The sequence below is a fragment of the Botryobacter ruber genome (assembly GCF_003347595.2).
GTDB lineage: Bacteria > Bacteroidota > Bacteroidia > Cytophagales > Hymenobacteraceae > Pontibacter > Pontibacter ruber_A.
Window position 1 is genome coordinate 43,553 of record NZ_QCZK02000035.1, and the last position, 11,868, is coordinate 55,420.

Below are 11,868 nucleotides of genomic sequence, written 5' to 3' on the forward strand. Positions count from 1 at the left end.
TATCGGAACCAGGAGCAGTGGTTCTGGTGGCAGGTGCAGTAACGCTGAAATGGTAAAAAAGGTCTTTCCTGGCTTGTTTTTGGCCTTATGTAACATCCTGATAAACATCTGTTACATTTTTTCGGCTACATGTAACATGCTACAAAAGACATGTAGTACTCTTTTTGCTACACTAACCGCCGACATGGGTAAATTTGTTTTGTGAAAAAATTACTAATGTTTGTTTCAGGGAAGCGCTGCTGTTTTAGGAAAAAATAAAATCTGAGGTATGGCATTTCATAAACGTAATTAAGGAATAATTAATACAGGAAGTTAATACAGGTGCAGCAGTTTTTCTGCATCAATCGAATAGCAGCAAATGATTAAAAAATGAAGAGAAGAGGAATAGTGAATAATTCAATAGCAGCCATTCTTTGCGCTGTTATTTTTGGTTGCGCCGGCTTGAAGGAACAAAAGCAGGAATCGCAGGTACTGACGCTTAAGGATGCCTATAAAGATAAATTTTACATTGGTACTGCCCTCAACACCCAGCAGATTACAGGTGAAGATGCTGCCGCCGTAAAGGTTGTGAAAGAGCATTTTAACGCCATTGTAGCCGAGAACATCATGAAAAGTGGATTAGTGCAGCCACGGGAGGGGCAGTTTTACTTTGACCAGGCAGACAAGTTTGTAGCGTTTGGGGAGCAAAATGGCATGTACGTCAACGGGCACACGCTCATCTGGCACTCGCAGGCGCCACGCTGGTTTTTCCGTGATAGCGAGGGCAAGGATGTATCGCGGGAGGTGCTGATTGAGCGGATGAGAAACCATATCCACACCGTAGTGGGCCGCTACAAGGGCCGCATCCACACCTGGGATGTGGTGAACGAGGCCATCATGGACGATGGGTCCTGGCGGAAGAGTAAGTTTTACGAAATTATTGGCGAAGACTTTGTGAAACTGGCCTTCCAGTTTGCACACGAAGCCGACCCAAATGCGAAGCTGATGTACAACGACTACTCCATGGCCCTGCCTGGCCGAAGAAATGGTGTGGTAGCCATGGTAAAGAACCTGCAGCAGCAGGGAGTGCCCATACATGGCATCGGCATGCAGGGGCATTTAGGTTTAGACCACCCCTCCATCGAGGAGTTTGAGAAAAGCCTGCTTGCTTTTGCTGAACTGGGCGTGAAAATCTCGGTTACCGAAATGGACATTTCGGCGCTTCCTTCTCCAAGACGGAACGTAGGAGCCGATGTGGCTACCAATTTCGAATACCAGCAAAGGTTTAATCCTTATACCAACGGGCTTCCTGATTCAGTGACGGTGGCCTTTAACGACCGCTACGTAAGTTTCTTCAAACTCTTTTTAAAGCATCAGGATAAGATGGAAAGGGTAACGGTATGGGGCGTAAATGATGCGCAGTCCTGGAAAAACGACTTTCCTGTGAGAGGCCGGACAGATTACCCCTTGCTCTTCGACCGAAATAATCAACCTAAATCTGTAGTCAGAGCCCTCATAGAGGCAGCTCAACAACAACCAGCTCATGATGAAAAGAAAAAGCGCAAACAGAGCATTTAACCTCTTCCTTTATTTACTGGTGCTCCTCCCGGTGCTGGCGCAGGCCCAGCAGGCGAAAGTGTCCAGCCCGGATAATAAGCTGCAGGTAGAAGTGTTGCTCCAGAACGGGCAGGCCTTTTACCGGGTAGCTTACGGAGGAGAGTCTGTACTGGAAAATTCGCCTTTAGGCCTGACCACCCACCTGGTGAACTTCGCCTCTGACCTTAGCTGGGTAGGTGCGGAGCAGGAAAAAGTGGAGCAGGTGTATAAAATGGATAGGACCAAGCGCTCCGACATTCGCTACGAGGCCAACAAACTGGTTTGCTCTTTGAAAAACAAAGACGGCAAGCCGCTGAAGGTTGAGTTCAGGGTGAGCAATAACGACATCGCTTTCCGGTACGAGCTACCCGAATCCGGAGAGCCGCTGGCGCTGGTGGTGGAGAAGGAAGCAACCGGCTTCAATTTCCCGCAGGAAGCAAAAGGCTTTCTTACGCCGCAGTCGAAATCCATGGTGGGCTTTGCCCGGACCAAACCCAGTTATGAAGAGGGCTATAAACTGGAACAGGATATTGCGGCCCGTTCAGCAAACGGGCTTGGCTACACCTTCCCATGCCTTTTTAGAGTAGGTGATAAATGGGCGCTGGTATCAGAAACGGGTGTGCGCGGATTGTACTGCGGCTCCCACCTGAGCGACCCTACATCGGATGGCACCTACACCATCGCGTTCCCGGACCAAACGGAAAACAACGGGTTCGGCAGCACCGGAGCAGCCATCGGTCTGCCAGCCACCACACCCTGGCGCACCATCACGGTGGGCAATAGTCTGAAGCCTGTTGTAGAAACCACCATTCCGTTTGATGTGGTAGAACCCTTGTACGAGCCGTCTGTAAAATATGAATTCGGCAAAGGCACCTGGAGCTGGATTATGTGGCAGGACCGCAGCATGAATTACAAAGACCAGGTAGCCTACATCGACCTGGCCAACAAGCTCGGATATAAATTCATCTTAATAGATGCCTTGTGGGACAAGCAGATTGGCTACGAGCGCATGGAAGAGTTAATTGCCTATGCCAAGTCAAAAGGCGTGGGTGTTTTTCTCTGGTATAACTCCAACGGTACTGTAAACGATGCGCCTCAGACGCCCAAAAATAAAATGAACACCGCCATTGCCCGCAAAAAGGAAATGCAGTGGATGAAGAAAAACGGGGTGAAAGGCATCAAAGTAGATTTCTTCGGGGGCGACAAGCAGGAAACCATGCGCCTGTACGAAGATATCCTTTCCGATGCCGATGACAATGAGTTAATGGTCGTGTTCCACGGAGCCACCTTGCCCCGGGGATGGGAGCGTATGTTCCCGAACTATGTAGGCAGCGAAGCCGTGCTTGCTTCGGAGAACCTGATGTTCAGCCAGCATGCCAATGATGTGGAAGCGTTTCAGGCTACCCTGCATCCGTTTATCCGGAATGCCATGGGCAGCATGGAGTTCGGTGGTGTAGTACTAAACAAGCGCTACAACCGCACCAACGATGGGGGCAACCATAGGAGAACAACAGACGCCTTCCAGCTGGCTACCGCCGTGCTTTTCCAGAACCCGGTGCAGTTCTTTGCCCTCACACCCAACAATCTGCAGGACGCACCTGATTTCGCTATAAACTTTATGAAAGAGGTGCCCACTACCTGGAGCGAAACCCAGTTCCTCGAGGGCTATCCGGGTAAGTATTGTGTACTGGCAAGGCAGCATGAGGGGGAGTGGTATGTAGCCGGCATCAATGCCCAGAAGGAACCTGTCCAGCTTAAAATAAAACTCCCGATGCTGGCAGGTAAAGAATTGCAGTTTTATGGCGATAACCCTGATGGAACCAGTTACCTGAAAAAGCTGAAAGTAGATAAAAAGGGCGAAGTGAAACTAACCATTCAGCCGCAGGGCGGGGTTGTTTTAGTGAATAAAGAAGAAGGCAACATGACGAGTGCCAGGTAGAGGCAGCAGAGGCTGTGGTGGCAGGTGCAGAACGAAAAAAGGCAAGTAATGCTCGTTATGGCAGTTTGTAAAGATATTCAAAAGGTAGAGGTAGACTGGGTGGAGTTTAAAGAAAAGCAGCAGGACCCGCAGGTGCAAAGATAAACCGAAGCATGATGAGATATTTTATTATTTGCTTTATGATTGGAAGCCTGGCAATAGTAGGTAAGGGTTTTGCGCAGGATAATGCTCCTTTAAAATTATGGTACGACCAGCCGGCGCGTCAGTGGGTGGAGGCCTTACCGGTAGGTAACGGACGCCTGGGGGCCATGGTATTCGGGAATCCTTCCAGGGAAGTTATCCAGCTCAACGAGAATACGGTATGGGCGGGACAGCCTAATCGTAACGATAATCCCCAGGCAAAAGAAGCGCTGCCGGAGGTAAGAAGGCTGATTTTTGAAGGAAAATACGCGGAGGCCCAGAACGTAGTCAATCAGAAATTCATCAGTAAATCGTCGCATGGCATGCCCTACGAGACGGTTGGTAACCTGAAGCTATCCTTCAAAGACCACGAAAATTTTACCGACTACTACCGGGAGCTCGACATTGAAAAGGCGGTGGCATCTTCCCGTTACCGGGTGAATGGTGTAACCTATAAAACAGAAGTTTTTTCCTCTTTCCCGGACCAGGTTATTGTGGTGCGGATAGCTGCCGATAAACCAGGTGCGCTGAATTTCTCCGCTACCATGGACAGGCCGGCCAATGCCAGTGTCTCTGTAAAAGGAAATGATGAACTGGTACTGGCAGGGAAAACATCAGATTTTGAGGGGGTGCAGGGCAAGGTACAGTTCCAGGCAAAGGCAAAAATTCAGAACACCGGGGGAACGGTTAAAGCCGACGAAAACGCTTTGCAGGTGGAGCAGGCGGATGCCGTTACTATTTTCATTTCCATAGCCTCTAATTTTAATAACTACCAGGATATCAGCGGGAACGCCGGAGAACGGACCGATGCCTACCTGCAAAAAGCCTTGCATAAAAAGTATGAGGCGCTTTACAAAGACCATGTGGCCGATTATAAAAAGTATTTCAGCCGGGTGAGCCTCGATTTGGGCACAACCGATGCCGTAAAATTGCCCACGGATAAACGCATCGAGCAGTTCAGCAAAGGGAACGACCCGCACCTGGTAGCGCTGTATTTTCAGTTTGGCAGGTATTTATTAATCTCTTCTTCAAGGCCCGGCGGCCAACCGGCCAACCTGCAGGGAATCTGGAACGATCAGCTGAGACCGGCATGGGACAGCAAGTATACCGTCAACATCAACACGGAAATGAACTACTGGCCGTCCGAAATTACCAACCTGACCGAACTGAACGAGCCGCTGGTGCAGATGCTCCGCGAGCTTTCCGAGTCCGGTCGCCAGACAGCCCGGGATATGTACGGCGCCCAGGGCTGGGTATTGCACCACAACACAGACATCTGGCGCATCAACGGACCCGTGGATGGCGCTTTCTGGGGCATGTGGCCCATGGGTGGCGCCTGGCTTTCGCAGCACCTGTTCGACAAGTACGAGTTTTCCGGCGACAAGAAGTTCCTGGCCTCTGTTTATCCTATCCTAAAAGAAGCTTCCCGTTTTTTCCTGGATTTCCTGGTGGAAGAGCCTGAGCATAAATGGCTGGTAGTGGCTCCCTCGGTTTCGCCCGAAAATGCGCCGTCGGCTCATCCCGGCTCATCCGTAGCGGCTGGTACTACCATGGACAATCAGCTGCTTTTCGACCTGTTCACCAAAACAAGCAAGGCGGCCGAAATTCTGAATACGGATAAGGAGTTGGCAGCGCAACTGAAGGAGCGCATCAAACGATTGCCGCCCATGCAGATAGGCAAGTGGGGGCAGCTGCAGGAGTGGATGCACGACTGGGATAATCCAAAAGACAACCACCGGCACGTGTCGCATTTGTATGGGCTTTATCCCTCCAACCAGATATCGCCTTACCGTCATCCTAAGCTGTTTGAAGCAGCTAAAACATCCTTGGTGGCTCGTGGAGATGAATCTACGGGCTGGTCGATGGGCTGGAAGGTAAACCTCTGGGCACGCCTGCTCGATGGAAACCATGCCCTGAAACTAATCCAGGACCAGTTAACGCCCTCCATTCAGCCGGAAGGAGGACAGAAAGGAGGTACCTATCCGAATTTGTTTGATGCACACCCGCCGTTCCAGATTGACGGCAACTTTGGCTGCACGGCTGGAATTGCCGAAATGCTGGTGCAAAGCCACGACGGCGCCATCCATGTTTTACCAGCTTTACCGGACGCCTGGCAGAAAGGCAGCATCAGCGGCATCAAAGCCAGGGGAGGTTTTGAATTGGATGTGAAATGGGAGGACAGCAAACCAGGCGAAGTGGCTATCCGGTCCTCACAGGGAGGCAACTGCAGAATCAGGTCCTATTACCCGCTCACAGGCAAAGGGCTGAAAAATGCAAAGGGCGCAAATACGAATACTTTTTACCAGGTAGCTGACATAAAAGAACCCTTAACAGCATCCGGAGCAGAAATGAAAAGTACTCCGCTTAAAAAAGTTTATGAGTACGACCTTTCCACCAAAGCAGGTGGTGTTTATACCATCAGCCTTAAAAAATAAACAGGGCATTGCACCCTCAGTTAATGTATGATTCACAAGTCTTAAAAAATTATATTATGAAACGCATCATGAGACTCCCTTTAGTTGCTTTACTTTTTCTGATAAACACAGCTGTTTTTGCACAGGACAAGAACTTCCACATTTACCTGGCCTTCGGGCAATCCAACATGGAGGGCCATACCAAATTCGAGCCCCAGGATACTACAGGGGTGGATAAGCGGTTCAGGGTTTTGGAAGCAGTGGATTGCCCGAACCTGGGTAGAAAGAAAGGGGAGTGGTATACTGCTGTTCCGCCTTTAAGCCGATGCAACACCGGCCTGACGCCCGCAGATTACTTTGGCAGAACCCTGCTGGCCGGCCTACCAAAAAATGTAAAAGTAGGTGTGATTAACGTGGCCGTAGGCGGCTGCAAAATAGAGCTGTTCGAGAAAGGTACTTACCAGTCCTATGTGGCCACAGCACCTGACTGGATGATGACAGCCCTGAATGCTTACGACAAAAATCCCTATGGCCGCCTGGTAGAGATGGCAAAGCTGGCACAGAAGGATGGTGTGATTAAGGGAATCCTGCTGCACCAGGGAGAATCAAATACAGGCGATGCGCAATGGCCTTTAAAAGTGAAAGGCGTTTACGACAACCTGCTCAAGGACCTGAACCTTCCGCCAAATTCCGTTCCCCTGTTAGCCGGGGAGGTAGTAGGCGCAGAAGAAAACGGAGCCTGCGCCAGCATGAACGCCATTATCGCAACACTCCCTACTGTCATCCCGAACGCACATGTTATCTCTTCGGATGGCTGTGCCGGCTTACCGGATCGCCTGCATTTTACGGCAGAAGGGTACAGGGAACTGGGCAAAAGGTACGGTGAAAAAATGCTGTCGTTAGAAGCCTCAAATTCAAAAGGGAAAAAAAGTAAACAGGTAAAGCAGGTCAATAAAAAGACGATATAATTCCGTTCAGGCTACCACAGCCATCACAGCGTCTTGCAGCCTTGTGAGTGTCTTAATAGCATACGAGGTACTATTACTTTATAACGCAGTAAACCGGACCAGTCACAGCAAAGAGAACCGTAAATTGGTGGACGAAGTCTGGAATGCCAAACTGCCCTATGCCGACGGCTATTTCGACCCCTATTACGACGGCTTGCTGTACCTGTTCAGCCTGATGCACTTAAGCGGGAATTACCGGATTGTCACACCTGAAATGGCTAATAACACCTCAGCTCAAAAGTAAATACTGGTTATGAAGAAGTCCGTTCTAAAATTTTCTTTCTTGCTAGCAGCACTGTTAATAACTTTTGCTTCTCATGCGCAATCCAACTTTAGCAGTAAGCTGATTGGCTTAGGTGTGGTGGTGTCTGACCTGGACCGTTCGTTAGATTTTTATATGAACGGTATAGGTATGGTTAAAGTCTATGATTTTAAAATTAATGAAGATTTTTCCAGGCGCTCAGGTCTGTCGAACGGAGTACCTGCTACTGTAACCGTTTTAAAACTGGAGAACAGCCCGGAAGCGAATGAATGGAAACTGGTGAACTTCGGGAAAAAAGAAACGCATCCCACACAAAACTTTATCCAGGATAACACCGGTGTGCAGTACATTACCATTAATGTAAAAGCACTAAAGCCAGTCATCGAAAGGCTGAAGGAGAGAAATGTTAAATTTCTGGGAAGTACACCTACACCATTAAATCAGAAATCACACTTTGTGCTGGTGCAGGACCCTGATGGGACTTTTATAGAATTAATCGGGCCGATGGAATAATCTTTTTCGGCATGAATAGACACATTCAGTCAGAACACAGGAGAATAGCAATTTTCCGCGGTAGCATTCTTCAAAGAAAACAAAAACACAATGATTAAAAAACTCTTTCAACTCGCATTCCTTACTCTTGTGTATCTCTTTATAGCGTTGCCTACACAAGGTCAAGGTGCAAAGAATCCCGTTATTCACGCCGATGTACCTGACCTGGCCATGATACGGGTTGGTGACACCTTTTATATGAGCAGCACCACCATGCACATGAGCCCGGGCCTGCCGATTATGAAGTCGAAAGATCTGGTAAACTGGGAAATGGTAGGTTACGCTTACGATGTGCTGACTGATGTGGATGATATGACACTTGCAAACGGGAAAAGCACCTACGGCAGAGGGTCATGGGCCAGCAGCCTGCGGTACCACAACGGCACCTACTATGTGAGCACCTTTGCCCAAACTACCGGTAAAACACACGTGTATACGACAAAGGACATCGAAAAAGGACCTTGGAAAGCTATTTCCTTTAGGCCCTCTATGCACGACCACACGCTGTTTTTTGATGATGACGGCCGCATCTACATGATTTGGGGAGCGGGCAAACTCAGCATGGTGGAGCTGAAAGAGGACTTGTCGGGTACAAAGCCGGGGACGGAACGGGTACTCATCGAAAACGCAACGGCACCATCCGGCCCCAATGTGGGCCTTCCTGCCGAAGGTTCGCAGCTGTTTAAGGTAAACGGTAAGTATTACCTGTTTAACATCTCCTGGCCCAAAGGCGGCATGCGCACCGTTATTGTGCATCGGGCCGATAAAATAACTGGTCCCTACGAAGGCAGGGTGGCTTTACAGGATAAAGGTGTAGCGCAGGGCGGACTGATTGACACGCCGAATGGCGATTGGTATGCCTACCTCTTCCGCGACTACGGAGCAGTAGGCCGAATCCCGTACCTGGTACCTGTGAAATGGGAAGACGGCTGGCCTGTATTGGGTGTGGATGGCAAGGTATCCGATGAGCTTGACCTGCCGGCCAGCAAAGGGCTGATTCCGAATATTGTGGCTCCCGATGAATTTACCCGCAAAAAAGGAGAACCGGCACTGCCGCTGGTGTGGCAGTGGAACCACAATCCCGACAATAAGCTTTGGTCCGTAACACAACGGAAAGGCTACCTGCGCCTGAAAACCGGGCGTGTCGACAATGACTTTTTGCTCGCCCGGAATACTCTGACGCAACGAACCATCGGACCTGAAAGCGCCGGTTCCACAGCTATTGATGTATCCAATATGAAGGAAGGAGACTTTGCCGGTCTTGCCATGCTGCAGCAACGGTACGGGCTGGTGGGAGTGAAGTTCGAGAACGGGGCTAAGTCCATCGTGATGGTGAACGCCGAATCGGGTAGTCCGGTAGTAGAAGAAAGCGTGCCGCTTAAACAGAAAAGGGTATACCTGAAAGCAGAAGGTGATTTTAACAACCGCCGGGATGTGGCCACCTTCCACTATAGCCTCGATGGCAAAACCTGGACGAAGATAGGCTCCCAACTGAAGATGGCCTACACCATCCCGCACTTCATGGGCTACCGCTTCGGGCTGTTTAACTACGCCACCAAAACACCAGGCGGCTACGTGGATTTTGACTATTTCCATATAACAGACCGGATAACGGAGGTAAAGGCGGTAGGGGAGAATTATAAAGCAAAGTAATATGATAAATGACTACCTGACTGGATTTACGATAAAGCAAATGGCTGGTGCTGTGGTCAGTTTCATGTTTTTTACACTTTCGGCATTTGCACAACAGGCAACAGTTACTTCACCTAATCAAAAGGTGAGTGTTGCGTTGCTCAGCCAGAACAACAGCAGGGAAGGGGGATGGTTTCTGAAGGTCAGCTACCTGGAAAATGGCAAAAGCCATGAAGCCATTCCGCAGATTGATTTGGGATTGGTACGCAGCGACCAGGATTTTTCGAAAGACCTGAAGTTTTTGAGAGCCGGTAAACCCAGCTTGGTGAAAGAATCCTACACTGCCGTGCATGGCAAACGCATCAACCGAAGCAACGAAGCCAACGAAGTAGTAGCCTCGTTTCAGCGGCCCGATAAGTCTAAAATGAACATCATCATCCGGGCTTACAACGATGGCGTGGTGTTTCGGTACGAGTTTCCGGAGAAAGGCGGTTCTTATACCGTAAAAGACGAACTCACGGCTTACAACATTCCGGACGGCACCAAACGCTGGCTCGAAAAATGGAATCCGGCAAATGAAGGCTATTACTCGTCTGCTGCCGACGGCAAGGTGCAGCAGGAGTGGGGCTACCCGGCTCTTTTTGAGAATGCCGACAGCACCACCTGGTACCTGATCCACGAAGCTGATGTGAACCGCAGCTACTGCGGCACCAAACTGAGCAATAAGGCAGCCCCGTCGAAATACAAAACAACTTTCCCTGACCCGGGAGACGGACGCGGAAAGGGTGCATCTGAACCCACGATTACGCTTCCGTGGCAGTCGCCCTGGCGGGTTATCATCATGGGCAGTTTATCAGATGTAGTGGCGTCCACCTTGGTAGAGGACGTTTCCACGCCTTCTGTATTGAAAAACACTGATTGGATAAAGCCGGGCCTGGTCTCCTGGAATTACTGGTCCAATAACCACGGAACAAAAGACTACCAGGTGGTGCGCCAGTTTGCCGATTTGGCGGCCCGTATGGGCTGGCCCTACACCCTCCTTGACTGGGAATGGGATGCGATGGGCAACGGTGGCAATCTGAACGATGCGCTGGAATACATCCACGCCAAAGGTGTAAAGCCCCTGATATGGTATAACTCGGGCGGCGATCATACCTGGGTTGGCGCTACACCAAAAGACCGGATGCTTACCCATGAAAACCGTGTGGCAGAGTTCACAAAACTAAAAAAGATGGGCATCGCCGGTGTGAAGATTGATTTCTTTGAGAGCGAGAAACAGGATATGATAAAGTACTACCTCGATATCCTGGAAGATGCCGCTACATACGAAATGATGGTGTACTTCCATGGCTGCCTGGTGCCACGCGGCTGGTCCCGCACTTATCCGCACCTGATGACGTACGAAGGCGTTCGAGGGGCAGAGTGGTATAATAATGTACCGGATTTTACGATGGCTGCTCCCACGCACAATACCATTCTTCCTTTTACCCGGAATGTGGTGGGCGCCATGGATTATACCCCCGTCACTTTCACGAACTCGCAGTACCCGCATGTTACCTCCTATGGGCATGAACTGGCCCTGGGTGTATTGTTTGAATCAGCCCTGCAGCACATGGCCGACAGGCCGGAAGGGTACAATGCCTTGCCTGATGCTGCAAAAACATTTGTCCGGGACGTACCCACCGCCTGGGATGATACAAAACTACTGGGCGGCTATCCGGGGCAGGAGGTAATCATGGCCAGGCGCAAAGGCAAGTCCTGGTACATAGCAGGTATCAATGGAGAGCAAAAGGAGAAGCGCAAAAAAGTGCAGTTTGATTTTCTGCCGGAGGGAGTTAAATACAAACTGACCCTAATAGCCGACGGAAGTCACGATAAAGAGTTCTCGACCAGGTATTTAGTCATCAGTAAATCAGACTCGGTAGATGTTAAAATGCTCCGGAGAGGTGGTTTCGCTGCTTCCTTGGTTCCGGTTACGGACAGCAACTTAACTACCCGGAAATAGGAATTACTTCCTTTCCCATTTAAGAATGAGACACTTGATGGTTTGGTAATCTCTATTTTGCTAGGCTCGAAGGAAGAAACTTTTCCAGTTTTCGCTGTAGGAGCCTTCTACGTGTTCCGGTGCTGAGCTTTGCTCAGCAGCCCGCAGCGGAGCGAGGGCAGGTTCACGTAGACAGCGACGGAAGCGAAAACGCGGCCGCGCGGCCGAGGAGCGCGAAAGTTAACAATGGAAAAGACAGTAAGAGGGCTCCGGAGGAACAGACACAAAGTGATAATCTTGTCTCATAAAGGAAGTAAAACAAC

Annotated in this window: 8 protein-coding genes; all 8 read left to right on the forward strand. The window is 49.9% G+C overall.

Annotated elements, in window-relative coordinates; translation table 11 throughout:
* Positions 1-369: 369 nt before the first annotated feature.
* The 8 genes from DCW36_RS10005 (at position 370) to DCW36_RS10040 (ending at position 11,566) form a co-directional block, all read left to right on the forward strand.
* Complete coding sequence (locus DCW36_RS10005; RefSeq protein WP_114778495.1) at positions 370-1,557, forward strand: endo-1,4-beta-xylanase; 1,188 nt, start codon at positions 370-372, stop codon at positions 1,555-1,557.
* Entirely contained in the window at positions 1,523-3,514 is a 1,992-nt protein-coding gene (locus DCW36_RS10010; protein WP_240676116.1) for a glycoside hydrolase family 97 protein, read from the forward strand. Before DCW36_RS10005 ends, DCW36_RS10010 begins: the two co-directional genes overlap by 35 nt.
* A gap of 152 nt (positions 3,515-3,666) precedes the next feature.
* Positions 3,667-6,129, forward strand: a complete 2,463-nt coding sequence (locus DCW36_RS10015; protein WP_114778497.1) for a glycoside hydrolase family 95 protein — start codon at positions 3,667-3,669, stop codon at positions 6,127-6,129.
* A 68-nt stretch (positions 6,130-6,197) separates the two neighbouring features.
* Positions 6,198-7,076 carry a sialate O-acetylesterase gene (locus DCW36_RS10020; protein WP_240676117.1) on the forward strand — a complete coding sequence of 293 codons (879 nt, stop codon included), beginning with the start codon at positions 6,198-6,200 and terminating at the stop codon, positions 7,074-7,076.
* 43 nt (positions 7,077-7,119) lie between these two features.
* Positions 7,120-7,359 (forward strand): hypothetical protein, encoded by a 240-nt coding sequence (locus DCW36_RS10025; protein ID WP_128396965.1) that lies wholly within the window; start codon positions 7,120-7,122, stop codon positions 7,357-7,359.
* A gap of 39 nt (positions 7,360-7,398) precedes the next feature.
* Complete coding sequence (locus DCW36_RS10030) at positions 7,399-7,890, forward strand: VOC family protein (RefSeq protein WP_394344803.1); 492 nt, start codon at positions 7,399-7,401, stop codon at positions 7,888-7,890.
* Between the two features lie 90 nt (positions 7,891-7,980).
* Positions 7,981-9,582, forward strand: a complete 1,602-nt coding sequence (locus tag DCW36_RS10035) for a glycoside hydrolase family 43 protein (RefSeq protein WP_114778500.1) — start codon at positions 7,981-7,983, stop codon at positions 9,580-9,582.
* 1 nt (position 9,583) lies between these two features.
* Entirely contained in the window at positions 9,584-11,566 is a 1,983-nt protein-coding gene (locus tag DCW36_RS10040; RefSeq protein ID WP_205702911.1) for a glycoside hydrolase family 97 protein, read from the forward strand.
* Positions 11,567-11,868: the final 302 nt, after the last annotated feature.

Excerpts from the sequence above, each read along its gene's own strand:
- DCW36_RS10035 (WP_114778500.1), top strand. The coding sequence starts at position 7,981 with ATGATTAAAAAACTCTTTCAACTCGCATTCCTTACTCTTGTGTATCTC.
- DCW36_RS10015 (WP_114778497.1), top strand. The coding sequence starts at position 3,667 with ATGATGAGATATTTTATTATTTGCTTTATGATTGGAAGCCTGGCAATA.
- DCW36_RS10010 (WP_240676116.1), top strand. The coding sequence starts at position 1,523 with ATGATGAAAAGAAAAAGCGCAAACAGAGCATTTAACCTCTTCCTTTAT.
- DCW36_RS10040 (WP_205702911.1), top strand. The coding sequence starts at position 9,584 with ATGATAAATGACTACCTGACTGGATTTACGATAAAGCAAATGGCTGGT.
- DCW36_RS10020 (WP_240676117.1), top strand. The coding sequence starts at position 6,198 with ATGAGACTCCCTTTAGTTGCTTTACTTTTTCTGATAAACACAGCTGTT.
- DCW36_RS10005 (WP_114778495.1), top strand. The coding sequence starts at position 370 with ATGAAGAGAAGAGGAATAGTGAATAATTCAATAGCAGCCATTCTTTGC.